This window comes from Pseudomonas sp. B3G-3 (assembly GCF_028640915.1).
GTDB lineage: Bacteria > Pseudomonadota > Gammaproteobacteria > Pseudomonadales > Pseudomonadaceae > Aquipseudomonas > Aquipseudomonas chlororaphis_I.
This window is the reverse complement of the sequence record NZ_JAQZAB010000107.1, coordinates 173,956-198,080: the sequence shown is the minus strand read 5'-3', so window position 1 is coordinate 198,080 and position 24,125 is coordinate 173,956. Positions and strand designations below refer to the sequence as shown.

Annotated in this window: 16 protein-coding genes and 1 pseudogene; 12 read left to right on the top strand and 5 right to left on the bottom strand. The window is 63.1% G+C overall.

What is annotated here, in order from left to right:
- Positions 1 to 50: 50 nt before the first annotated feature.
- The 4 genes from hslV to PVZ80_RS16640 form a co-directional block, all read right to left on the bottom strand.
- A complete protein-coding gene (gene hslV, locus PVZ80_RS16655; protein WP_007925866.1) occupies positions 51 to 581 on the bottom strand; it encodes an ATP-dependent protease subunit HslV in 531 nt (176 codons plus the stop codon).
- 211 nt (positions 582 to 792) lie between these two features.
- Positions 793 to 1,518 (bottom strand): SPOR domain-containing protein, encoded by a 726-nt coding sequence (locus tag PVZ80_RS16650; RefSeq protein ID WP_016704441.1) that lies wholly within the window; start codon positions 1,516 to 1,518, stop codon positions 793 to 795.
- 1 nt (position 1,519) lies between these two features.
- A complete protein-coding gene (gene argS, locus PVZ80_RS16645; protein WP_038630412.1) occupies positions 1,520 to 3,256 on the bottom strand; it encodes an arginine--tRNA ligase in 1,737 nt (578 codons plus the stop codon).
- 181 nt (positions 3,257 to 3,437) lie between these two features.
- Complete coding sequence (locus PVZ80_RS16640; protein WP_009046592.1) at positions 3,438 to 5,657, bottom strand: primosomal protein N'; 2,220 nt, start codon at positions 5,655 to 5,657, stop codon at positions 3,438 to 3,440.
- Positions 5,658 to 5,826: 169 nt separating this feature from the next.
- Here PVZ80_RS16640 and rpmE point away from each other — a divergent pair, with 169 nt between their 5' ends.
- The 3 genes and pseudogenes from rpmE to PVZ80_RS16625 all read left to right on the top strand — a co-directional run bounded on the left by rpmE (position 5,827) and on the right by PVZ80_RS16625 (position 8,318).
- The gene (rpmE, locus tag PVZ80_RS16635) at positions 5,827 to 6,045 is read left to right on the top strand and encodes a 50S ribosomal protein L31 (RefSeq protein WP_009046593.1); all 219 of its coding nucleotides are present in this window, start codon (positions 5,827 to 5,829) and stop codon (positions 6,043 to 6,045) included.
- Between the two features lie 41 nt (positions 6,046 to 6,086).
- Positions 6,087 to 6,865: pseudogene (locus tag PVZ80_RS16630) on the top strand (thermonuclease family protein).
- Positions 6,866 to 7,049: 184 nt separating this feature from the next.
- A complete protein-coding gene (locus tag PVZ80_RS16625; protein WP_009046595.1) occupies positions 7,050 to 8,318 on the top strand; it encodes a malic enzyme-like NAD(P)-binding protein in 1,269 nt (422 codons plus the stop codon).
- 127 nt (positions 8,319 to 8,445) lie between these two features.
- Here the strand turns inward: PVZ80_RS16625 and PVZ80_RS16620 are convergent, their stop codons facing one another.
- On the bottom strand, positions 8,446 to 10,881 hold the full coding sequence (locus PVZ80_RS16620; RefSeq protein ID WP_273864239.1) for a penicillin-binding protein 1A: 2,436 nt from the start codon (positions 10,879 to 10,881) through the stop codon (positions 8,446 to 8,448).
- A 216-nt stretch (positions 10,882 to 11,097) separates the two neighbouring features.
- On the opposite strand from PVZ80_RS16620, the gene PVZ80_RS16615 reads away from it, so the two are divergent.
- The 9 genes from PVZ80_RS16615 (at position 11,098) to gltB (ending at position 24,107) form a co-directional block, all read left to right on the top strand.
- Positions 11,098 to 12,150 (top strand): pilus assembly protein PilM, encoded by a 1,053-nt coding sequence (locus tag PVZ80_RS16615; RefSeq protein ID WP_257371452.1) that lies wholly within the window; start codon positions 11,098 to 11,100, stop codon positions 12,148 to 12,150.
- Positions 12,150 to 12,716, top strand: coding sequence for a PilN domain-containing protein (locus tag PVZ80_RS16610; RefSeq protein WP_009046598.1), 567 nt, complete (start codon positions 12,150 to 12,152; stop codon positions 12,714 to 12,716). The genes PVZ80_RS16615 and PVZ80_RS16610 overlap by 1 nt, the downstream gene beginning before the upstream one ends.
- Positions 12,713 to 13,330, top strand: coding sequence for a type 4a pilus biogenesis protein PilO (locus tag PVZ80_RS16605; RefSeq protein WP_009046599.1), 618 nt, complete (start codon positions 12,713 to 12,715; stop codon positions 13,328 to 13,330). Before PVZ80_RS16610 ends, PVZ80_RS16605 begins: the two co-directional genes overlap by 4 nt.
- Positions 13,327 to 13,854 (top strand): pilus assembly protein PilP, encoded by a 528-nt coding sequence (locus PVZ80_RS16600; protein ID WP_041985501.1) that lies wholly within the window; start codon positions 13,327 to 13,329, stop codon positions 13,852 to 13,854. Before PVZ80_RS16605 ends, PVZ80_RS16600 begins: the two co-directional genes overlap by 4 nt.
- A gap of 13 nt (positions 13,855 to 13,867) precedes the next feature.
- Positions 13,868 to 15,940 carry a type IV pilus secretin PilQ gene (gene pilQ, locus PVZ80_RS16595; RefSeq protein ID WP_273864219.1) on the top strand — a complete coding sequence of 691 codons (2,073 nt, stop codon included), beginning with the start codon at positions 13,868 to 13,870 and terminating at the stop codon, positions 15,938 to 15,940.
- Positions 15,941 to 15,944: 4 nt separating this feature from the next.
- Complete coding sequence (aroK, locus tag PVZ80_RS16590; RefSeq protein ID WP_009041824.1) at positions 15,945 to 16,463, top strand: shikimate kinase AroK; 519 nt, start codon at positions 15,945 to 15,947, stop codon at positions 16,461 to 16,463.
- Between the two features lie 147 nt (positions 16,464 to 16,610).
- On the top strand, positions 16,611 to 17,711 hold the full coding sequence (gene aroB / locus PVZ80_RS16585) for a 3-dehydroquinate synthase (RefSeq protein ID WP_016704447.1): 1,101 nt from the start codon (positions 16,611 to 16,613) through the stop codon (positions 17,709 to 17,711).
- Between the two features lie 10 nt (positions 17,712 to 17,721).
- The gene (locus PVZ80_RS16580; protein WP_016704448.1) at positions 17,722 to 19,311 is read left to right on the top strand and encodes an SPOR domain-containing protein; all 1,590 of its coding nucleotides are present in this window, start codon (positions 17,722 to 17,724) and stop codon (positions 19,309 to 19,311) included.
- 350 nt (positions 19,312 to 19,661) lie between these two features.
- Positions 19,662 to 24,107: a glutamate synthase large subunit gene (gene gltB, locus PVZ80_RS16575; protein WP_273864218.1), complete on the top strand. Its 4,446-nt coding sequence runs from the start codon at positions 19,662 to 19,664 to the stop codon at positions 24,105 to 24,107.
- Positions 24,108 to 24,125: the final 18 nt, after the last annotated feature.

Genomic DNA, 24,125 nt, shown 5'->3' with positions numbered 1-24,125 from the left:
GGCGGTCCTCAAGCAAGAATGAATGCCGTGGCGCGATGGCCGAAACAGGCTTATTCCGCGAGATCCTGCTCCTCAATGGTCTGGGTGTGGTTGGTGAATACGCAGATGTCGCCGGCGATGCCCAAGGCGGTTTCGACGATTTCGCGGGCCGACAGGTCGGTTTTCTTCAGCAGGGCGCTGGCTGCGGCCTGGGCATAGGCGCCGCCGGAGCCCATGGCGATCAGGCCGTCTTCCGGCTCGACCACGTCACCGTTGCCGGTGATGATCAGGGAAGCGTCCTTGTTGGCGACTGCGAGCATGGCTTCGAGACGGCTGAGGGAGCGGTCGGTGCGCCATTCCTTGGCCAGTTCGACGGCGGCGCGTACCAGGTGCCCCTGATGTTTCTCAAGCTGGCCTTCGAAACGTTCGAACAGGGTGAAGGCGTCAGCCGTGGCCCCGGCAAAGCCGGCGATAACCTGGCCGTGATACAGGCGACGAACCTTTTTCGCGTTGCCTTTCATCACGGTGTTGCCGAGGGAAACCTGGCCGTCGCCGCCCATGACGACTTTGCCGAAGCGGCGGACTGAAACGATGGTGGTCAAGGGGAGAGTCTCCACGCTGCGGGGCGAAAATGCCCTGATGGAAACTCATATGGGGGTGGCGTGGGGTTTTTCAACTGCGGCGGGGGTTGTGGGACGAGCGGTCTTTGCTGCTGGGGGAGGCGGTGTCAATGAGGACGCCATCGCGAGCAAGCTCGCTCCTACAGGTTTGGCACAGGCCTTGTAGGAGCGAGCTTGCTCGCGATCAGCCGCTTTAGCGGCTCTGGCGCTGTTGTAACAGCAGGTTGCTGAAGCCGGCGCCAGACAGTTGCTTCTGCGCGGTGGTCAGCTGTTCGCGGTTGCTGAACGGGCCCACCAGTACGCGGTACCAGGTCTCGTCCTTGACGGTGCCGGACTCGACGGACACCGATTGCCCCAGCAGGATGATCTGCGCGCGGACCTTGTCGGCATCGGTCTGCTTGCGGAACGAGCCGGCCTGCAGGAAGAACTTGGTCACCGGTGCGGCCTTCGCCACCTGTGGCTGTGCCACCGGTGGTGCGGGCGGCGGGGTGATGCCGGCCAAGGCGGCCTGGGCACGCGCGGTGTCGATCTTCGCCGCTTCCGCCGGGGTCACCGGGGTGGTCGGAACCACTGGCGCGGTCTGCGGCGTCGGCAGGGTTTTTTCCGGTACGGCTTCCGGCGGCACTATCACCTCCGATTCCGGCAGCAGGGTATAGAAGTCGTACTTCGGCTTCACCGGTTGCTGCGGGCTTGGCGGGGTCTTGTTGGCCTCGGCGATCTTGGTGGTTTTCTGTTGCTCCAGCCGCTCGCGCTTGACGCTGTCACCACCCTTGCCTGGCTCCAGCTTCATCAGGAACACGATGAAGGCGCCCACGGCCAGGCCGATGGCCATCCACAACCAGCCCGGGATCGGTTGCTTTGCAGGAGCTTGGTAACGGCTGGCGCCACGCTTGGGTGCAGGTTTTTTCTTGGCAGCCAACTTACATTTGCTCCAGAACTTTCAGGCCCAGCAACTCCAGGCCTTGCTTGAGGGTACGACGGGTCAGCTCGGTGAGGCGCAAGCGACTCTGCATCTGCGTCGGCGATTCGGCACTGAGGATAGGGCAGTTCTCGTAGAAGCTGGAGAACAGCCCGGCCACGTCGTACAGGTAGGTGCACAGGATGTGCGGCGTACCCTTGTCGGCCACGCCGTTCAGCACTTCGCCGAACTGTGCCAGCTTGGCCGCCAGCTCCAGTTCCTGGGCGGCTTCCAGGGTGATCTGGCCCTGTACTTCGCTGAAGTCCTTGCCCAGCTTGCGGAACACGCCGGCGGCGCGGGTGTAGGCGTACAGCAGGTAAGGCGCGGTGTTGCCTTCGAAGTTCAGCATCAGGTCGAAGTTGAAGCTGTAGTCGCTGGTGCGGTGCTTGGACAGGTCGGCGTATTTCACCGAGTCGATGCCCACCACCTTGGCGATATTGCGCAGATCGGCCTCGGCCAGCTCCGGGTTCTTTTCCTTGACCAGGCTGTAGGCGCGCTCTTCGGCTTCGGTCAGCAGGTCGATCAGCTTCACGGTGCCGCCGTCGCGGGTCTTGAATGGACGGCCGTCAGCGCCGTTCATGGTGCCGAAGCCCATGTGCTCCATTTCCATCGGGTGGGTCACGAAGCCGGCCTTGCGGGCCACCGCGAACACTTGCTGGAAGTGCAGGGCCTGGCGCTGGTCGACGAAGTACAGCGCGCGGTCGGCCTTGAGCTTGCCGCTGCGGTAGCGCACGGCCGCCAGGTCGGTGGTGGCGTACAGGTAGCCGCCGTCGGCCTTGACGATGATCACCGGCAGCGGCTCGCCTTCGGCGTTCTTGAACTCGTCGAGGAACACGCACTGGGCGCCATTGCTCTCGACCAGCATGCCCTTGGCCTTGAGATCGTTGACCACGTTGATCAGGTCGTCGTTGTAGGCGCTTTCGCCCATCACGTCGGCCATGGTCAGTTTGACGTTCAGCAGTTCGTAGATCTTCTGGCAGTGGGACAGGGAGATGTCCTTGAACTTGGTCCACAGCTCCAGGCAGTCCGCGTCACCGGCCTGCAGCTTGACCACCAGGCCGCGGGCACGGTCGGCGAACTCTTCGGATTCGTCGAAGCGCTGCTTGGCGGCGCGGTAGAAGTTCTCCAGGTCCGACAGCTCATCGCTGGTGATCGGGTTTTCCTGCAGGTAGGCCATCAGCATGCCGAACTGGGTGCCCCAGTCGCCCACGTGGTTCTGGCGGATCACGGTATCGCCGAGGAACTCCAGGACCCGCGCCACGCCATCGCCAATGATGGTCGAGCGCAGGTGGCCGACGTGCATCTCTTTGGCCAGGTTCGGGGCCGACAGGTCGACCACAGTACGCTGCAACGCGCCGGCCTTGCGCACGCCGAGGTGGGCGTCGGCCAGGGCGGCATCCAGGCGGGTAGCCAGGGCCTGGGTGTTCTGGAAAAAGTTGATGAAACCGGGGCCGGCGATCTCGGCCTTGCTGACCTGCTCGTCGGCGGGCAGGGCGGCGATGATCTTTTCCGCGAGGTCGCGTGGCTTCATGCCGGCCGGCTTGGCCAGCATCATGGCGATGTTGCTGGCGAAGTCGCCGTGGGTCTTGTCGCGGGAGTTTTCTACCTGGATCGCCGGCGTCAGGCCTTCTGGCAACACACCTTCGGTGACGAGTTGGGTGATGGCTTGCTGGATGAGCTGGCGAATGGTGTCTTTCATGGTCTTCTCTTTCAACCGCTGGCGCGGCGGCGCTTCGATGCGCAGGTGGAAAAACTGGGCATTATCCGTTGCGAAGACGGGCTTGCCAACTATAGCCGGCTGTGCGGTGGCTATTCGGGCCTTGTCGCGGGCAAGCCTCGCTCCTACAGAAGCGTACTGGCCCGAGATGGCGGTTTTTCTATCAATACAGGTCCACAGGGTCAACATCCAGCGACCAGCGTACCTGGCGCCCGCTGGGCATCTGTTCCAGGACCAGCAGCCAGTGACTCAGCAGTTTGTGCAGCGGCGCCCGGGCATTGGCCTGTAATAACAGTTGCGCGCGATAACGCCCGGCCCGGCGCTCCATGGGCGCCGGTACCGGCCCCAGCAGCTCGATGCCGCCCAGGTTCATCTCTGCCAGCAAACGCTCGGCCTCGCTGCAGGCTTCGTCGAGGAAGCCTTCGGCCTGCCCCGGCTTGTGGGCCTCGGCGCGCAGCAGCGCCAGATGGGCGAATGGTGGCAGGCCGGCGGCGCGGCGTTCGCTCAAGGCCTGTTCGGCAAAGGCGAAGTAACCCTGTTCGGTCAGTTGCACCAGCAGCGGGTGGTCGGCCAGGTGGGTCTGGATGATCACCTTGCCCGGCTCCTCGGCCCGGCCGGCCCGGCCGGCGACCTGGACGATCAACTGCGCCATGCGTTCGCTGGCGCGGAAGTCGCCGGAGAACAGGCCGCCGTCGGCATCGAGGATCGAGACCAGGGTCACCCGCGGAAAATGGTGCCCCTTGGCGAGCATCTGGGTGCCGACGAGGATGCAGGGCTGGCCCTTCTGGATAGTGGCGAACAACTGGTTCATCGCGTCCTTGCGCGAGGTGCTGTCGCGGTCGACCCGCAGGACCGGGTAGTCCGGGAACAGGATCGCCAGCCGCTCTTCGGCGCGCTCGGTGCCGGCGCCGACCGGGCGCAGGTCGACCTTGCCGCATTTCGGGCAATGCCGCGGCACGCGCTCGGAGTGGCCGCAATGGTGGCAGCGCAGCTCGCCGTAGCGCTGGTGTACGGTCATTCGCGCGTCGCAGCGTTCGCACTCGGACATCCAGCCGCAGTCGTGGCACAGCAGGGTCGGCGCGAAGCCGCGGCGGTTGAGGAACACCAGCACCTGCTGGCCTGCTGCCAGGGTCTGGCCGATGGCTTGTTGCATGGGGCCGGAAATGCCGCTGTCCAGCGGCCGGCTCTTCACGTCCAGGCGCAGGAAGCGCGGCTGCTTAGCGCCGCCAGCCCGCTCGTTCAGGCGCAACAGGCCATAGCGGCCGGTGTAGGCGTTGTGCAGGCTTTCCATCGATGGAGTGGCGGAGCCCAGCACAATAGGGATGTTTTCCTGGCGGGCGCGGACCAGGGCCAGATCGCGGGCGTGGTAGCGCAGGCCTTCCTGCTGTTTATAGGAGCCGTCGTGCTCTTCATCGATGATGATCAGCCCGGGGTTCTTCATCGGCGTGAACAGCGCCGAGCGGGTGCCGATAATAATGTCGGCCTCTCCGTCGCGGGCCGCCAGCCAGGCGTCCAGGCGCTCGCGGTCGTTGACCGCCGAGTGCAGCAGGGCGATGCGCGCGTTGAAGCGTTGCTCGAAGCGCGCCAGGGTCTGTGGCCCGAGGTTGATTTCCGGGATCAGCACCAGCGCCTGCTTGCCGGCTTCCAGGGTTTCGCGGATCAGCTGCAGATAGACTTCGGTCTTGCCGCTGCCGGTGACCCCGGCCAGCAGGAAGGCGTGATAGCTGTCGAAACCGGAGCGGATGGCCTCACAGGCAGCGCGCTGTTCGCTGTTGAGCGGCAGTTCCGGCTGGGCCAGCCAATGTTCGTGGCGTTCGCCCGGGGCGTGCCGGCGGACTTCCACCTGCACCAGGTCCTTGGCCAGCAACAGGTCCAGGCTGTCCTTGCTCAGCATCAGCTTGCTCAGCAATTGGTGGGCGACGCCGTGCGGGTGCTGGGCCAGCGTTGCCAGGGCTTCGCGCTGGCGCGGGGCGCGGGCGATGCGTGGGTCGTCGAGGCTGGCGCCGGGGCTGACCGACCAGAAGCGCTCCTGCCGGGCCTCGGCCGGCTCGCCCTGGCGCAGCAGGACCGGCAGCGCCCAGCTCAGGGTGTCGCCGAGGCTGTGCTGGTAATACTGCGCGGTCCACAGGCACAGCTTGAACAGCGCGGGCGGCAGCGGTGGGGTGGCGTCCAGCAGGGCCAAGGCCGGCTTGAGTTTCTCGGCGGGGACTTCGCTACTGTCCGTGACTTCGACCAGGATGCCGATCATCTCCCGGCGACCGAACGGCACTCGCAGGCGCATGCCGGGATGCAACTGGGTACGCAGTACGCCGGCAGGGGCCCGGTAATCGAACAGGCGGCGCAGGGGCGAAGGCAGGGCGAGGCGCAAAATGGCGTCGGGCACGCGGGGAAATCTCAGTGAACGGGCGGTGAAGAAGGCCCGGAGCCTAGCAGACGGTCGGTGCGAGGGACAGCTTGCGTGATCGCAAAGGTCTGGTAGAATCCGCGGCCTAATTACGTGCGGTATTCAACAATAGTGTTGGGTGGCGGCACGCTAGCCTGAGGAAGACACCATGAAAGCCGATATCCATCCAGAATACCCAGCAGTTGCCGTGACCTGCAGCTGCGGCAACAAGTTCGAAACTCGTTCGACCTACGCTAAGCCGCTGGCGATCGACGTTTGCAACGAGTGCCACCCGTTCTACACCGGTAAGCAGAAGACTCTGGATACCGGCGGCCGCGTTCAGAAGTTCGCCGACCGTTTCGGCGCTTTCGGCGCGAAAAAGGCCTAAGGCTGATCGGTCTGGAAAGCTGTTTCAGCTTTTCCTCGCTGATGAAAAAGGCGTCCCTTGCGGGCGCCTTTTTTATGTCCGCGATTTGGCTCTCCAGCGCCCAGGCGTTCTGCCCGGCGCCGGTTGGGTTGGCCTCCGTGCAGGTCCAGCGGGTGGTCGATGGCGACACCTTGCGCCTCACCGATGGTCGCAGCGTGCGCATGATCGGCCTCAATGCGCCGGAGCTGGGCAAAACCGCACCGACGAGCCCTTCGCGGTTGCCGCCCGCCAGCGCCTGCAGGCGTTGGTGAAGGCCAGCAACGGCCGGGTCGGCCTGCTTCCCGGTCGGGAAAGCAAAGATCACTATGGGCGGACCCTGGCCCATGTCTATGGCGCCGATGGCGCCAACCTTGAAGCGCAATTGCTTGCCGAAGGCCTGGGATACCAGGTGGCGGTAGCGCCGAACGTCGATTTGTTCGGCTGCCAGCAAGCCGCCGAGCGCAGTGCTCGCCAGTCCCGGCTGGGGCTGTGGCGGCAATCGTCTGTACTGAAAGCGGATCAGATAAAGGCCTCCGGTTTTGCGCTGCTCAGTGGCCGGGTGAGCAAGGTGCAACGCAATCGGGGCGGCATCTGGATCGAATTGCAGGATTCGGTTGTATTGCGCATTGCACCCAATCTGCTTGGCCAATTCGATGTCGCGCAGCTGGATCGCCTGCCGGGACAGCGGATCGAGGCGCGCGGCTGGGTGCTTGACCGTTCGCGCAAGGGTGGCTTGAAATCGGGTCAGGCGCGCTGGATGTTGCCGCTGACCCATCCCGGAATGTTCCAGCTGGTTCAATAAATAAAAAATTGTAGACATTTTTTATTTCGATTGTGAACAGTCTATCCCTTGTGTTCCGTGGCTCTTGGCCCAAAGTCGTAGCCTGCGGGCCTTGACAGGGGTGACTGACCAGTCTTGTAGGGACTTTGCGACACGCGTATCCTCGGCGGTCCGTCTGTCCAACAGTAAAAAGCGGAATGCCCACATGTCTGATCTGAAAACTGCCGCTCTCGAATATCACGCCAATCCCCGTCCAGGGAAACTGAGTGTCGAGCTCACCAAGGCCACCGCTACCGCCCGCGACCTGTCGCTGGCCTACAGCCCCGGCGTAGCCGAACCAGTACGCGAAATCGCCCGCGACCCTGAACTGGCCTACAAATACACCGGCAAGGGCAACCTGGTTGCAGTCATTTCCGATGGCACCGCGATTCTCGGCCTGGGTAACCTCGGCCCACTGGCTTCCAAGCCGGTGATGGAAGGCAAGGGCGTGCTGTTCAAGCGCTTCGCCGGCATCGACGTATTCGACATCGAAGTCGACTCCGAAAGCCCGCAAGCCTTCATCGACACCGTCAAGCGCATCTCCATCACCTTCGGTGGCATCAACCTGGAAGACATCAAGGCGCCAGAGTGCTTCGAGATCGAGCGCGCCCTGATCGAGCAGTGCGACATTCCGGTATTCCACGATGACCAGCACGGCACCGCTATCGTGACCGCGGCCGGCATGATCAACGCCCTGGAAATCGCTGGCAAAACCCTGCCGGACGCGAAGATCGTCTGCCTGGGCGCCGGTGCCGCCGCCATCTCCTGCATGAAGCTGCTGGTGAGCATGGGCGCCCAGATCGAAAACATCTTCATGGTCGACCGTACCGGCGTGATCCACTCCGAGCGCGACGACCTGAACCAGTACAAGGCGGTCTTCGCCCACACGACCGACAAGCGCACCCTGGCTGACGCCCTGAAAGGTGCCGACGTGTTCGTTGGCCTGTCCGGCCCGAACCTGCTGAGCGCCGAAGGCCTGAGCTCCATGGCTGCCAACCCGATCGTGTTCGCCTGCTCGAACCCTGATCCGGAAATCGCCCCGGAGCTGGCGCACGCCACCCGCAGCGACGTGATCATGGCCACTGGTCGTTCGGACTACCCGAACCAGGTCAACAACGTGCTGGGCTTCCCGTTCATCTTCCGCGGTGCCCTGGACGTTCGCGCCAAGCGCATCAACGAAGAAATGAAAGTGGCCGCGGCCAACGCCCTGCGCGAACTGGCCAAGCTGCCGGTGCCTCAGGAAGTGTGCGACGCCTACGGCGGCATCAAGCTGGAATTCGGTCGTGAGTACATCATTCCGAAGCCAATGGATGCCCGCCTGATCACCGTGATCTCCGACGCCGTGGCCAAGGCCGCGATCGAGACCGGCGTGGCGACCCTGCCGTATCCGAAGAACTACCCGCTGAAAAGCGTGGATGACGTGTTCAACGGTTAATAGCAGTCCATAAAAAACCCGGCCTTCGAGCCGGGTTTTTTTATGGGGAAGTTTCAAGCCTCAAGCTGCAAGAGGAGGCAGTGTCGCTCCTCCTTGCAGCTTGAAGCTCGCAGCTTGTAGCTGCTCTTTAGAACAGGTCGATCGGCGCCGACTCGTCCGCCGGCAGCGGGCTGCCAGGGGCGTAGCCATTGCCCAGTTCGTTGACCGAAGGCGGTGTGTCTTCGCTCTTGAACAGTTCGAAGTAGGCGTTCGGCGTGCCCGGTGTCGCGGCGCGGCCGCTGACCGGATCGACCCGCAGGCTGAGAATGCCTTCCGGCTCGGCCTGGGTATGGGCCGGCTTGTCCTTGAGGGCGGCGCCCATGTAGTTCATCCAGATCGGCAGGGCCACGGTGCCGCCGTATTCGCGGCGGCCCAGGCTTTCCGGCTGGTCGAAACCGGTCCAGACCGTGGTCACGTAGTCGGCGTTGTAGCCGGAGAACCAGGCGTCCTTGGATTCGTTGGTGGTCCCGGTCTTGCCGGCCAGGTCGGTGCGGCCCAGGGCCAGGGCGCGTCGCCCGGTGCCGAGCTTGATCACGTCTTCCAGCATGCTGTTGAGGATGTAGGTGGTACGCCCGTCGATGATGCGTTCGGCCACCGCCGGCGCCTGTACAGGAGCCTGGCTCGGGGTTTCGCCCGGGACGTTGTTCACCGTGAAGCTCTGTTCTGTCGGTGCCGCGATCCCGCTGCTGGCCGTGTCGCCAGTCGGTACGCTCGGCGGGTTGGCGGTGAACAGGGTTTCGCCATTACGGCTTTCGATCTTGTCGATGATGTATGGCGTGACCTTGTAGCCGCCGTTGGCGAAAACGCTCCAGCCGGTGGCGATTTCCATCGGGGTCAGGGTCGCGGTGCCCAGGGCCAGCGACAGGTTGCGCGGCAGGTCCTGTTTGTTGAAGCCGAACTTGCTGATGTAGTCGATGGTGCGGTCCACGCCCAGGCTTTGCAGGAGGCGGATCGAAACCAGGTTACGCGACTTGTACAGCGCCTCGCGCATGCGGATCGGGCCGAGGAAGGTGTTGGTGTCGTTTTTCGGGCGCCAGACCTTGTCCAGGTACTCGTCGACAAAGACGATCGGTGCATCGTTCACCAGGCTGGCGGCGGTGTAGCCATTGTCCAGCGCGGCGCTATAGACGAACGGCTTGAAGCTGGAGCCGGGTTGGCGCTTGGCCTGCAGTGCCCGGTTGTAGTTGCTCTGCTCGAAGGCGAAACCGCCCACCAGCGAGCGAATGGCGCCGTTTTGCGGGTCGAGGGACACCAGCGCGCCCTGAACGACCGGGATCTGGCGGAACTTGAGCGAGTTGTCCGCCTGGCGCTGCACGCGAATCAGGTCGCCGACCTGGGCGACATCGCTCGGCTGCTTGGGCGCTGGGCCCATGCTGTTGGTGTTCAGGAACGGACGCGCCCATTTCATGCTGTCCCAGCCCACGTGCTCTTCGCCGGTGCGGGTCAGTACCTGCAGGCCGTTCTTGTCGACCTGGGTGACGATCGCCGGCTCCAGGCCGCTGATGCTGCGTTGCTTGGTCAGTTCCTGGGCCCAGGCGGCGTGGGTCTTGCCGGGCAGGCGCGATTCGGGGCCGCGATAGCCATGGCGCTGGTCGTAGGTGATCAGGCCTTCATGGACGGCGGTGTTGGCCAGTTCCTGCAGGTCGCTCGGTACCGTGGTGGTGACGCGGAAACCTTCGGTGTAGGCATCGCTGCCATAACGACCGACCATCTCGGCGCGGGCCATCTCGGCGACGTACGGTGCGTTCACTTCCGGCGTCGGTACGTGGTAGCTGGCGTTCAGCGGCTCGGCCACGGCGGCCTGGTAATCGGCCTCGCTGATCTTGCCGAGCTTGTACATGCGCCCCAGGATCCAGTCGCGGCGCTCCTTGCTGCGCGCCGGGTTGGCCAGCGGGTTGAAGCGCGACGGTGCCTTGGGCAGGCCGGCGATCATGGCCATCTGCGCCAGGCTGACATCGCGAATCGACTTGCCGTAGTACACCTGCGCGGCGGCTTCGATGCCGTAGGCGCGGTTACCCAGGTAGATCTTGTTGACGTACAGCTCGAGGATCTCGTCCTTGGTCAGTTGGCGCTCGATTTGCAGGGCCAGGAGGATCTCGGTGGTCTTGCGCGAGAAGCTGCGTTCGCTGCTCAGGAAGAAGTTCTTCGCCACCTGCATGGTGATGGTGCTGCCGCCGGACTGGATGTGCCCGCTCTTGATCAGTTGGGTCGCGGCGCGCATCAGGCTGCTGGGATCGACGCCGTAGTGGTTGGCGAAATTGTCGTCTTCAGCACTTAGTAACGCATTAATGAAGTTGGGGGGAATGTCGGCGAAACGGATCGGAATGCGGCGCATTTCACCGAATTCTGCGATCAACTTGCCGTCGCTGCTGTACACCCGCAGGGGAATCTGCAACTGGATACTTCTGAGCGCCTCTACCGACGGTAACCCAGGACTAAGATAGAGAAACGCGCCGGAGAGAGCGAGGAGCAGCCCGCAGAACACAGCGACGATGGACCACCCGAAAAACTTCAGCAGACGAATCAAGGCTTTTGGATTTCCAGAGAAAGGAATGAATTAGGCGTCAGGTATTCACAGTCAGGAATCGGCTCACGCAGCAGATAAATCGCGGAAAAATCGCTGGGCATTATAAGCATTTTTCCGTAGAGGGCGTCATTTGCCCGTCTGTCAAGACGGGGTGATTGAACGCAATGGACATTCCAGAGTCCGTAAGTCACGGATAGTCATAGGGAATTGGTAGTGCTAGGACTCTTCAGTAAAAAGGCGAGTTCCCTTCTGGGGATCGATATCAGCTCCACCTCGGTCAAGCTTCTTGAATTGAGCCGGGTCGGCGGCCGTTTTCGGGTCGAGGCCTATGGGGTGGAGCCGTTGCCGGCCAACGCCGTGGTCGAAAAAAACATCGTCGAGCCCGAAGGGGTGGGGCATGCCTTGTCTCGCCTGCTGGCCAGGGCCCGGCCGGGAGCGAAGCACGCGGCGCTGGCGATGGCCGGCTCGGCGGTGATCAGCAAGGTCATCGAGATGGAGGCCGGGCTTTGCGATGACGATCGGGAGAGCCAGCTCAAGGTCGACGCCGACCAGTACATCCCCTATCCGCTGGATGAGGCCGCCATCGATTTCGACGTCCTCGGCTATTCGGCGCGCAATCCCGAACGCGTCGATGTGCTGTTGGCGGCTTGTCGCAAGGAACACATCGAAGTTCGCGAGGCGGCGCTGGAGCTCGCCGGGCTGACGGCGCGGGTGGTGGACCTGGAGGTCTGCGCGCTGGAGCGCTCGTTCGCCCTGGCGGCCGGGGCGTCGGTTGCCCGGACTGTGGCGCTGGTCGATATCGGAGCCACCCTGACCACCCTGAGCGTTGTGCATGAAGGGCAGATCATCTATTCCCGCGAGCAGTTGTTTGGTGGGCACCAACTGACCGAGCACATCCAGCGTCGTTACGGGCTGTCGAAAGAAGAGGCCGGCCTGGCGAAAAAGCAGGGCGGCCTGCCGGACGATTACGCCAGTGAGGTGCTGCAACCCTTTCAGGAGGCGGTGGCGCAGCAGGTTTCGCGCTCGTTGCAGTTTTTCCAGGCCTCCGGCCCGCAGCGCCAGGTCGACTCTATCCTGTTGGCGGGTGGCAGCGCCTCGGTTCCGGGACTTGCGCCGTTGATCGAGCAGCGCCTGGGCTTGCCTGTGCTGATCGCCAACCCCTTCGCTGGCATGAGCATCGGCGGCAAGGTCGACGCCGCGGCCCTGGCCAGCGAGGCTCCATCCTTGATGATCGCCTGTGGGCTGGCCTTGCGGAGTTTTGACTGATGGCGCGGATCAATCTTCTTCCCTGGCGTGAGGCGCGGCGTGAACAACGGCGTCGCCACTTTCTCCTGGGCCTGGCAGCGGCTGCGGCGGTGGCCCTGGGTGCGCTGTTCGCGGGCGACAGGATCATCGACCGGGCGATCGACAGGCAGCTGGCGCGCAACAATCATGTAGGCGCTCAAATAACCTTGCTCGATCAGCGGATCGCCAAGATCGGCGAGCTGAAGCTGCATCGCGAGCAGTTGGTGGAACGGATGAAGATCATCCAGGACCTGCAAGGCAATCGCTCCACCAGCGCGCGGGTATTCGACCAGTTGGCCCGCACCCTGCCGGACGGGGTGTATTTCACCGATGTCAGGATGAGCGGGCAGACCCTCTCCATCACCGGGGCGGCCGAATCGAACCATCGTGTTTCGGACCTGATGCGCAATCTGGACGCCTCCGACTGGTTCGACGCGCCGAGCCTGACGGAGGTCAAGGCCGCCGGGGCGGACAACGCCGACCAGGCCAATGTGTTTCAGCTGACCGTCCATCAGACCCGGCCCGCCATGGGCGAGGGTGGGCAATGAGCCTTTCCGGCGGGTGGGCGCAGATGCGCCGGATCGATCTCGGCGAGCTGGACATGAGCAACATGGGGGGCTGGCCCGCGCTGGTCAAAGGCGTGGTCTCGGCGCTGGTCATGCTGCTGGTGCTGGCCCTTGGTTACAACCTGTACCTCAAGGATCTGTTGCTGCAACTCGACCAGCGCCGGGCGGACGAGGCCGTGCTGAAACAGCAGTTCGCCAGCAAGGCGCGCCTGGTGGCCAACCTGGGGCCTTACACCGAACAGATGAAGGCCATGGAAACCGCCTTTGACCTCATGCTGCGCCAGCTTCCCAGCGATACCGAAGTGCCGGGGCTGTTGGAAGATATCAGTCGCACCGGGCTTGGCAGCGGGCTGGAGTTCGAAGAGATCAAGCTGTTGCCTGAGGTGGTCCAGCCGTTCTATGTAGAATTGCCGATCCAGATCACGGTCACCGGTGGGTACCACGAGCTGGCAACTTTCGTCAGCGGCGTGGCCGGCTTGCCGCGAATCGTCACCCTGCATGATTTCGAGATCAAACCGGTCACGCCGGAAGTCGGCTCGAAGCTGCGCATGAACATTCTGGCCAGGACTTACCGCTACAAGGTGCCCCGTCCATGAAGCGCGTTCGCGGCTTGTTGCTCGTGCTGGCATTTGTCGGGCTGGCCGGTTGTGGCGGCAATGACGACTTCAGCGATCTGGATGCCTACATGAACGAGGTGCGGCTACGGCCGCCCGGAGAGATTGAACCAATTCCGGCATTCGGGTCTTACCCAACGTTCACCTACAACGCCGCACCCTTGCGCAGCCCGTTTCAGCCTGCGGTTCGGGTGGACCTGGCGGCACGCCGGGCAGGCTCGCCCGCGGTCAGGCCGGATCCGAGCCGCAGCAAGCAGTATCTCGAGGGCTTCAGCATCGAGCAGTTCGAGATGGTGGGCACCCTTTCCAATGCCTCTGGCGTCTTTGCGTTGTTGCGCGGTGCCGGTGGTGTGCATCGGCTGAAGGTCGGCGACTACCTGGGGCGTAACGATGGGCGGATTGTCGCGATCAGCGATTCACAGGTCGACGTGGTCGAGATTGTTCCCGATGGAGCGGGAGCGTGGCTGGAGCGACCACGGACCATTCCATTAAAAGAACACTCATAGTGGAACTCGCATCATGAACAGGATCTTTTCAGCCTTCGGTATTGCGCTATGGATGGCGCTGCTTTCACCGATGGCCATGGCGGCCAGCCTCAAGGCCCTGGATGTCGCGGCGCTGCCGGGGGATCGCCTGGAGTTGAAACTCACCTTCGATGGGCCGGTGCCCGAGCCGCGGGGTTATACCACCGACCAGCCGGCGCGGATCGCCCTCGATCTGCCGGGTGTCGTCAGCCAGCTGGCGAACAAGAGCCGCGATCTGGGCAATGGCAATGCGCGCAGCGTGACGGTGGTCGAATCGGGGCCGCGTACCCGGGTGGTGGTCAATCTGGTCGCGCTGGCGCCCTACAGCACTCGAGTCGCCGGCAATCAGCTGTTTGTGGTGATCGGCCAGGGGGCGACGGTGGCGCAGAGTGCACCGGGGCAGCCGGCTGTCGCGTCCGGGCGGGCCAAGGCCACGGCTTCGGCGGGGCGGTCGATTCGCAGTGTGGATTTCCAGCGCGGCGAGCAGGGTGAAGGCAATGTACTGATCGACCTCTCCGACTCGGGAATGAGCCCGGATATCCAGGAACGCGACGGCAAGCTCGTCCTTACCTTCGCCAAGGCCCGTCTGCCAGAACCCCTGCGGGTCAGGCTGGACGTCAAGGACTTCGCCACTCCCGTGCAATTCGTCAGCGCCCGGGCGGAGTCCGGCAAGGCCATCGTCACCATCGAGCCCGGCGGCACCTTCGATTACTCGACCTACCAGACGGACAACAAGCTCACGGTAAGTGTCAGGCCGAAGACTTCGGGCGATCTGCAGAAACGCAACACCGAGCGCTCGGCCTATAACGGCGAAAAGCTCTCGCTGAACTTCCAGGACATCGAGGTCCGCTCGGTGCTGCAACTGATCGCCGACTTCACCAACCTCAATCTGGTGGCCAGCGATACGGTGCAGGGCGGCATTACCTTGCGCCTGCAGAATGTGCCGTGGGACCAGGCTCTCGATCTGGTGCTCAAGACCAAGGGGCTGGACAAGCGCAAGGTGGGCAATGTGTTGCTGGTGGCGCCAGCCGATGAAATCGCGGCCCGCGAACGCCAGGAGCTGGAGTCGCAGAAGCAGATCGCCGATCTCGAGCCGCTGCGGCGTGAACTGCTGCAGGTCAACTATGCCAAGGCGGCGGAGATCGCCAAGCTGTTCCAGTCGGTCACCCGCGCTGAGGACAAGTCTGACGAGCGTGGTTCGATCACGGTCGATGAGCGGACCAACAACATCATTGCCTACCAGACCCGGGAGCGCCTGGACGAGCTGCGGCGGATTGTCAGCCAGCTGGATATCCCGGTGCGCCAGGTGATGATCGAGGCGCGGATCGTCGAGGCCAACGTCGACTACGACAAAAGCCTGGGCGTGCGCTGGGGTGGCTCGATCCAGAACCAGGGCAACTGGAATGCCTCGGGGGTTAGCAACGGCACCAACGCCTCTTCCACCATAGGCACGCCAGGCAGTACCAGCAGCAACTCACCGTTCGTCGACCTGGGCACCACCGCCAATACCTCCGGCCTGGGTATCGCCTTCATCACCGACAACGTGTTGCTGGACCTTGAGCTGACAGCCATGGAAAAGACCGGTAACGGTGAAATCGTCTCCCAGCCCAAGGTGGTCACCTCCGACAAGGAGACGGCGAAGATCCTCAAGGGTACGGAAATCCCCTATCAGGAAGCCGCCTCCAGCGGGGCGACTTCGGTGTCGTTCAAGGAGGCTTCGCTGTCCCTGGAGGTGACGCCGCAGATCACCCCGGATAACCGCATCATCATGGAGGTCAAGGTCACCAAGGACGAGCCGGACTACCTGAACAAGGTCCAGGACGTGCCGCCGATCAAGAAGAACGAGGTCAACGCCAAGGTCCTGATCAACGACGGAGAAACCATCGTTATCGGTGGGGTTTTCTCCAATACGCAAAGCAAGGTTGTAGATAAGGTGCCATTTCTAGGCGATGTGCCGTATCTTGGCCGCCTTTTCAGGCGTGACGTGGTGTCGGAGAAAAAATCCGAGCTGCTGGTATTTCTCACTCCGCGTATCATGAACAACCAGGCGATTGCTGTGAGTCGTTGATTCTGTGCGAAATTTGATTCTTGTTGGGCCAATGGGGGCTGGCAAAAGCACCATTGGTCGCTTGCTGGCCAAAGAGCTGCGCCTGCCATTCAAAGATTCCGATAAGGAAATTGAGTTGCGCACGGGCGCCAATATCCCGTGGATCTTCGATAAGGAAGGCGAACCGGGCTTTCGTGATCGGGAACAGGCCATGATCGCCGAGCTGTGCTCCGCCGATGGCGTGGTCCTGGCGACCGGCGGCGGCGCGGTGATGCGTGAAGCCAATCGCCTGGCGCTGCATGCCGGGGGGCGTGTGGTCTATCTGCATGCCTCGGTGGAGCAGCAGGTCGGTCGTACCGCCCGGGATCGCAATCGACCGCTGCTGCGCACGGCCGATCCGGCGAAGACCCTGCGGGACCTGTTGGCGATTCGCGATCCGCTTTATCGGGAAATCGCCGACCTGGTGGTTGAAACCGATGAGCGGCCACCGCGCATGGTGGTGCTGGACATACTGGACCGCCTGCAGCAACTGCCTCCCCGTTAATGCGCAGCGTGAAATGCGCTATCCTCGGCGCCTTGCCGTGATCGCTTGCGGTTGTGGCGCATGGCTATTGCGCGGCGTCAGAAAACCAGGTGATGCCCGTCGTTAATGTAAGGCAGGACACCAGCTTCCATTTCACTGTGGGGACACATGCAGACACTTAAGGTCGATCTAGGCGAGCGCAGCTACCCGATTCATATTGGCGAAGGTTTGTTGGACCGGCCCGAGTTGCTGGCTCCGCACATCGCCGGGCGGCAAGTGGCGATCGTTTCCAATGAAACCGTAGCGCCGCTGTACCTTGAGCGTCTGAAACGCAGCCTTGCGCAGTTCTCGGTGATCTCGGTGGTTCTGCCCGACGGCGAAGCATTCAAGAACTGGGAAACCCTGCAGCTTATTTTCGATGGCCTGCTGACCGCACGGCACGACCGCCGCACCACGATCATCGCCCTCGGCGGCGGGGTGATCGGCGACATGGCCGGCTTTGCCGCTGCCTGCTACCAGCGCGGCGTCGATTTCATCCAGATTCCTACCACCTTGCTGTCCCAGGTCGATTCGTCGGTGGGCGGCAAGACCGGTATCAACCATCCGCTGGGCAAGAACATGGTCGGCGCCTTCTATCAGCCGAACGTGGTGCTGATCGATACCGCCTCGCTCAATACCCTGCCGGCCCGCGAGCTGTCGGCTGGCCTGGCGGAAGTCATCAAGTACGGTCTGATCTGCGACGAGCCCTTCCTGACCTGGCTCGAAGACAACGTCGACCGCTTGCGAGCCCTCGACCAGCAGGCGCTGACCTATGCCATCGAACGCTCCTGCGCGGCCAAGGCGGCCGTGGTCGGTGCCGACGAGCGTGAGTCCGGCGTGCGCGCCACGCTGAACCTGGGGCATACCTTCGGCCACGCCATCGAAACCCACATGGGCTATGGTGTCTGGCTGCATGGTGAAGCGGTCGCTGCTGGCACCGTAATGGCGCTGGAGATGTCCGCACGCCTCGGCTGGATCACCGCCGAGGAGCGTGACCGCGGTATTCGCCTGTTCCAGCGCGCGGGCTTGCCGGTCATTCCGCCCGAGGAAATGACCGAAGCGGATTTTCTCGAACACATGGCAATTGACAAGAAAGTGATCGATGGTCGTTTGCGTCTGGTGCTGTTGCGCCGCATGGGCGAAGCCGTAGTGACCGACGATTATCCGAAAGAGGTTTTACAGGCCACGCTGGGAGCGGATTACCGCGCCCTGGCTCAGCTTAAAGGTTAATAAGATCCCCATGACTAGTTTGCATGCCGACGAGGCTTTCCTCGGCCACTATCAGTTGAGCCATGACCCTTTTGCTCCACGGGTGCCTGGCTTCAAGTTTTTCCCCGCCCAGCGCAAGCCGGTGCTGGGGCAGTTGCACCATCTGGCGCGCTACAGCCAACTGCTGCTGGTCGTGACCGGCCCGCAGGGCAGCGGCAAGACGCTGCTGCGCCAGGCGCTGGTCGCCAGCACCAACAAGCAATCGGTACAGAGCGTGGTGGTTTCCGCCCGTGGTGCCGGCGATGCGGCAGGCGTGCTGCGCCAGGTGGCCCAGGCGCTGAACGTCGAGCAGGCCGAGATCGGCCCGATCCTGGCGCAAGTGGTGCAGCTGGCGCTGACCGGCCAGGAAGTCTATCTGCTGGTGGATGACGCCGAGCAGCTCGACGAATCGGCGCTCGAGGCGCTGCTGGCGCTCGCCGCCGGTGCGCCGGAAGGTCGTCCGCATGTGTTCCTGTTCGGCGAGTCGTCGCTGATTGCCGGCCTGGAGCTGCTGAGCGCGGAAGAAGAGCGCTTCCATGTCATCGAACTGCAGCCCTACACCGAAGAAGAAACCCGTGAATACCTGGCGCAGCGTCTCGAAGGCGCAGGGCGCGGTATCGAACTTTTCTCCGCGGATCAGATCAGTGATATTCACGAAGGCTCCGATGGCTGGCCTGGCAACATCAACCAGGTCGCCCGGGATGCAATGATCGAAGCCATGATTGCCAGCCGCTCAGCGGTCAAGCGTCCAAGTATGGGGTTCAATATGCCGAAGAAACACGTATTGGCGATATCCGCAGTCGTAGTGGTAGCCGTTGCCGCTGCCTGGCTGATGCCGGGTCGCAGCAAGGCACCAAGCACTGCTGGTGCGCCAGCCAACGAACAGGCGCAGCTGCCGCTGGGCCAGACACCGCAACCGAACAGCAATGGCAGCCCGGCTGTCGAGTTCAACGGCTCTTCCCAGCCCATGCCGCTGCCATTGGTCGGCCAGTCGCAACCGGTGATGCGCGGTCCTCTGGCCGAAGCCGCAGGCGGGATCACCGAGGGTGACGATGGCGTGCCGGTGGAAGGCTCCAGCGCCACGCCACCGACCGTGACCACCATTGCACCGCCAGCCGGCGTGCCGGCCGGTCCGGCGCCGACGCCTGAAGTTCGTCCGACCCCGGCGCCGACCCAGGTCGCTGCCGCCAAGCCGGCTCCGGTGGTCAAGCCTGCTCCTGCTCCAGTCAGCAAACCGGCCGCACCGGCCGCCAAGCCAGCCGAGAAGCCTGTCACCGTGGCCAAGGCCGCTACTGGCGGTAGCTGGTACGCCGGCCAGGCGCCAGGCAACTACGTCGTGCAGATCCTTGGCACCAGTTCCGAAGCCACCGCGCAGAACTTCGTCAAGGAACAGGGCGCCCAGTACCGTTATTTCAAGAAAGTCCTCAACGGCAAACCGCTGTATGTGATCACTTACGGCAGCTTCAGCAGCCGTGATGCAGCCGTTACCGCTATCAAGGCCTTGCCAGCGAAGGTTCAGGCTGGTAAACCTTGGCCTCGCACTGTCGCCAGCGTCCAACAGGAACTGGCAGCAACTCGCTGAAGATTCGGCGGCCTTACCCAGGCCGCCTCTCCCAGCACCTCAAAAAAATCCGCATGCGCATGCTGCCTTCAAGGCCGCGTGCCTTGTGGTGTCTGCGTCACAGTAGCTTTTGAGTCGTCGCGGTCCGAACTAAAAAAGTTTTGACTAGCACAGCATATCGCTTTAAACCTTTCATAAATGCGACATAGATTTGCGACATTTCGTCGCCAAATTTGTGAGCGTCTGTGTCGGTGTGTACAATGACCTCCCTTTTGCCCCCGCAAAGCCGGCGTACGTTCGGCGTGGATGGTAACTGGTTGAATTGAAAAGAAATTTGTCTCGATAAGAGGCAGCCTGGTGAGAAAGTGTCTATGAAAGCAGGTCTGTACCAACCAGATGAATTCAAGGATAACTGCGGTTTCGGCCTGATAGCCCATATGCAGGGCGAACCCAGTCATACCCTTTTGCAAACGGCCATCGAGGCCCTGACCTGCATGACCCACCGCGGTGGGATCAACGCGGACGGCAAGACCGGCGACGGTTGCGGTCTGCTGATTCAGAAGCCTGACGCGTTCCTGCGAGCCATTGCCCAGGAAACCTTCAGTGTCGAATTGCCCAAGCAATATGCCGTGGGCATGGTCTTCTTCAACCAGGATCCGGCCAAGGCCGAAGCCGCTCGCGAGAACATGAACCGCGAGATCCTGGCCGAAGGCCTGCAACTGATCGGCTGGCGCAAAGTGCCGATCGATACCAGCGTTCTCGGCCGCCTGGCCCTGGAGCGCCTGCCGCAGATCGAACAGATCTACATCGGCGGTGAAGGCCTGAGCGACCAGGACATGGCGGTCAAGTTGTTCAGCGCCCGTCGTCGCTCGTCGGTGGCCAACGCCGCCGATACCGACCACTACATCTGCAGCTTTTCCCACAAGACCATCATCTATAAAGGCCTGATGATGCCGGCCGACCTGGCCGCCTTCTATCCGGACCTGGGTGACCCGCGCCTGCAGACCGCGATCTGCGTGTTCCACCAGCGCTTCTCCACCAACACCCTGCCGAAATGGCCGCTGGCGCAGCCGTTCCGCTTCCTCGCCCACAACGGCGAGATCAACACCATCACCGGCAACCGCAACTGGGCCCAGGCCCGGCGCACCAAGTTCACCAATGACCTGATGGATCTGGAAGAACTCGGCCCGCTGGTCAACCGCGTGGGTTCCGACTCCTCGAGCATGGACAACATGCTGGAGCTGATGGTCACCGGTGGCATCGACCTGTTCCGTGGCGTGCGGATGATCATTCCGCCAGCGTGGCAGAACGTCGAGACCATGGACGCCGACCTGCGCGCGTTCTACGAATACAACTCCATGCACATGGAACCGTGGGACGGCCCCGCGGGCGTGGTCATGACCGACGGCCGCTACGCCGTCTGCCTGCTCGACCGTAACGGCCTGCGCCCGGCGCGCTGGGTCACCACCAAGAACGGTTTCATCACCCTGGCTTCGGAAATCGGCGTCTGGAACTACCAGCCCGAAGACGTGATCGCCAAGGGCCGGGTCGGCCCGGGCCAGATCTTCGCCGTGGACGCCGAAACCGGGCAGATCCTCGACACCGACGCCATCGACAACCGCCTGAAGTCCCGTCATCCGTACAAGCAATGGCTGCGCAAGAATGCCCTGCGCATCCAGGCGACCATGGAAGACAATGACCACGGTTCGGCGTTCTACGACGTCGACCAGCTCAAGCAGTACATGAAGATGTACCAGGTCACCTTCGAGGAGCGTGATCAGGTGCTGCGTCCTCTGGGCGAGCAAGGCTACGAGGCGGTCGGCTCCATGGGCGACGACACGCCGATGGCCGTGCTGTCCCAGCGTGTGCGCACGCCGTACGACTACTTCCGCCAGCAGTTCGCCCAAGTCACCAACCCGCCGATCGACCCGCTGCGCGAAGCTATCGTCATGTCGCTGGAGATCTGCCTCGGTGCCGAGCGCAACATCTTCCAAGAATCGCCTGAGCACGCTTCCCGCGTGATCCTCAGCTCGCCAGTGATCTCGCCCGCCAAGTGGCGCTCGCTGATGAACCTCGACCGTCCGGGCTTCGAGCGTCAGGTCATCGACCTGAACTACGAGGAAAGCCTCGGCCTGGAAGCAGCGATCCGCAACGTGGCCGACCAGGCCGAAGAAGCCGTGCGCGCCGGTCGCACCCAGATCGTGCTCAGCGACCGTCATATCGCCCCGGGCAAGCTGCCGATCCACGCTTCCCTGGCCACCGGCGCGGTGCACCACCGCCTGACCGAGAAGGGCCTGCGCTGCGACTCCAACATCCTGGTGGAAACCGCCACCGCGCGCGATCCGCATCACTTCGCGGTGCTGATCGGTTTCGGTGCCTCGGCGGTCTATCCGTTCCTGGCCTACGAAGTGCTGGGCGACCTGATCCGTACCGGTGAAGTGCTGGGCGACCTCTACGAGGTGTTCAAGAACTACCGCAAGGGCATCACCAAGGGCCTGCTGAAGATCCTGTCGAAGATGGGCATCTCGACCATCGCGTCCTACCGCGGTGCGCAGCTGTTCGAGGCCATCGGCCTGTCCGAGGAAGTCTGCGAGCTGAGCTTCCGTGGCGTGCCGAGCCGCATCAAGGGCGCGCGTTTCGTCGACATCGAAGCCGAGCAGAAAGCCCTGGCAGCCGAAGCCTGGAGCCCGCGCAAGCCGATCCAGCAAGGCGGCCTGCTGAAGTTCGTCCACGGTGGCGAATACCACGCCTACAACCCGGATGTGGTCAATACCCTGCAAGCCGCCGTGCAGCAGGGCGACTACGCCAAGTTCAAGGAATACACCGCGCTGGTGGATAACCGCCCGGTGTCGATGATCCGCGACCTGTTCAAGGTGAAGACCCTGGACACGCCGATGGACATCAGCGAAGTCGAGCCGCTGGAATCGATCCTCAAGCGTTTCGACTCCGCCGGTATTTCCCTGGGCGCGTTGTCGCCGGAAGCCCACGAAGCCCTGGCCGAAGCCATGAACCGCCTGGGCGCGCGTTCCAACTCCGGCGAAGGCGGCGAAGACCCGGCGCGCTACGGCACCATCAAGAGCTCGAAGATCAAGCAGGTGGCCACCGGCCGTTTCGGCGTGACCCCGGAATACCTGGTCAACGCCGAAGTGCTGCAGATCAAGGTGGCCCAGGGTGCCAAGCCCGGTGAAGGCGGCCAGCTGCCTGGCGGCAAGGTCAACGGCCTGATCGCCAAGCTGCGTTACGCGGTACCCGGCGTGACCCTGATTTCGCCACCGCCGCACCACGACATCTACTCCATCGAAGACTTGTCGCAGCTGATCTTCGACCTGAAACAGGTCAATCCGCAGGCGCTGGTCTCGGTGAAACTGGTGGCGGAGGCCGGCGTCGGCACCATCGCCGCTGGCGTGGCCAAGGCCTATGCCGACCTGATCACCATCTCCGGCTACGACGGTGGCACCGGCGCCTCGCCGCTGACTTCGATCAAGTACGCCGGTGCGCCGTGGGAACTGGGCCTGGCGGAAACCCACCAGACCCTGCGCGGCAACGACTTGCGCGGCAAGGTCCGGGTGCAGACCGACGGCGGCCTGAAAACCGGCCTTGACGTGATCAAGGCGGCAATCCTCGGCGCCGAAAGCTTCGGCTTCGGCACCGCGCCGATGATCGCCCTGGGTTGCAAGTACCTGCGTATCTGCCACCTGAACAACTGCGCCACTGGTGTCGCGACTCAGAATGAGAAGCTGCGCAAGGACCACTACATCGGTACCGTCGAGATGGTGGTGAACTTCTTCACCTACGTCGCCGAGGAAACCCGTGAGTGGCTGGCCAAGCTGGGCGTGCGCTCGCTGGAAGAGCTGATCGGTCGCACCGATCTGCTGGAAATCCTCGAAGGCCAGACCGCCAAGCAGCACCACCTGGACCTGACCCCGTTGCTGGGCAGCGACCATATCCCGGCGGACAAGCCGCAGTTCTGCCAGGTCGATCGCAACCCGCCGTTCGACCAGGGCCTGCTGGCCGAGAAAATGGTCGCCATGGCCAAGCCTGCGATCAACGACCTCAGCGGTGCCGAGTTCGCGCTCGACATCTGCAACTGCGATCGTTCCATCGGTGCGCGGATCTCCGGTGAAATTGCCAAGGTCCACGGCAACCAGGGCATGGCCAAGGCGCCGATCACCTTCCGCTTCAAGGGCACTGCCGGTCAGAGCTTCGGCGTGTGGAACGCCGGCGGCCTGAACCTCTACCTCGAAGGCGACGCCAACGACTACGTGGGCAAGGGCATGACCGGCGGCAAACTGGTGATCGTTCCGCCGAAAGGCAGCGCCTACAAGACTCAGGACAGCGCGATTATCGGCAACACCTGCCTGTACGGCGCCACCGGCGGCAAGCTGTTCGCCGCCGGCACCGCGGGCGAGCGTTTCGCCGTGCGCAACTCCGGTGCCCACACCGTGGTGGAAGGCACTGGCGATCACTGCTGCGAATACATGACCGGTGGTTTCGTCTGCGTGCTGGGCAAGACCGGTTACAACTTCGGCTCAGGCATGACCGGCGGTTTCGCCTACGTGCTCGACCAGGACAACACCTTCGTTGACCGGGTCAACCACGAGCTGGTGGAAATCCAGCGGATCAGCGGCGAAGCGATGGAAGCCTATCGCAGCCACCTGCAGCGCGTGCTGGACGAATACGTCGAGGAAACCGGTAGCGAGTGGGGCCGTAACCTGGCCGAGAACCTCGATGACTACCTGCGTCGTTTCTGGTTGGTCAAGCCGAAGGCTGCCAGCTTGAAATCGTTGCTTTCCAGCACCCGTGCCAACCCGCAGTGATATGCGCCTGAAGAGTTT

Bases quoted from the DNA above. Each gene is read 5' to 3' on its own strand.
- argS (WP_038630412.1), bottom strand. From the start codon at position 3,256: ATGAAAGACACCATTCGCCAGCTCATCCAGCAAGCCATCACCCAACTC.
- rpmE (WP_009046593.1), top strand. From the start codon at position 5,827: ATGAAAGCCGATATCCATCCAGAATACCCAGCAGTTGCCGTGACCTGC.
- PVZ80_RS16625 (WP_009046595.1), top strand. From the start codon at position 7,050: ATGTCTGATCTGAAAACTGCCGCTCTCGAATATCACGCCAATCCCCGT.
- PVZ80_RS16610 (WP_009046598.1), top strand. From the start codon at position 12,150: ATGGCGCGGATCAATCTTCTTCCCTGGCGTGAGGCGCGGCGTGAACAA.
- PVZ80_RS16605 (WP_009046599.1), top strand. From the start codon at position 12,713: ATGAGCCTTTCCGGCGGGTGGGCGCAGATGCGCCGGATCGATCTCGGC.
- PVZ80_RS16600 (WP_041985501.1), top strand. From the start codon at position 13,327: ATGAAGCGCGTTCGCGGCTTGTTGCTCGTGCTGGCATTTGTCGGGCTG.
- pilQ (WP_273864219.1), top strand. From the start codon at position 13,868: ATGAACAGGATCTTTTCAGCCTTCGGTATTGCGCTATGGATGGCGCTG.
- aroB (WP_016704447.1), top strand. From the start codon at position 16,611: ATGCAGACACTTAAGGTCGATCTAGGCGAGCGCAGCTACCCGATTCAT.
- PVZ80_RS16580 (WP_016704448.1), top strand. From the start codon at position 17,722: ATGACTAGTTTGCATGCCGACGAGGCTTTCCTCGGCCACTATCAGTTG.
- gltB (WP_273864218.1), top strand. From the start codon at position 19,662: ATGAAAGCAGGTCTGTACCAACCAGATGAATTCAAGGATAACTGCGGT.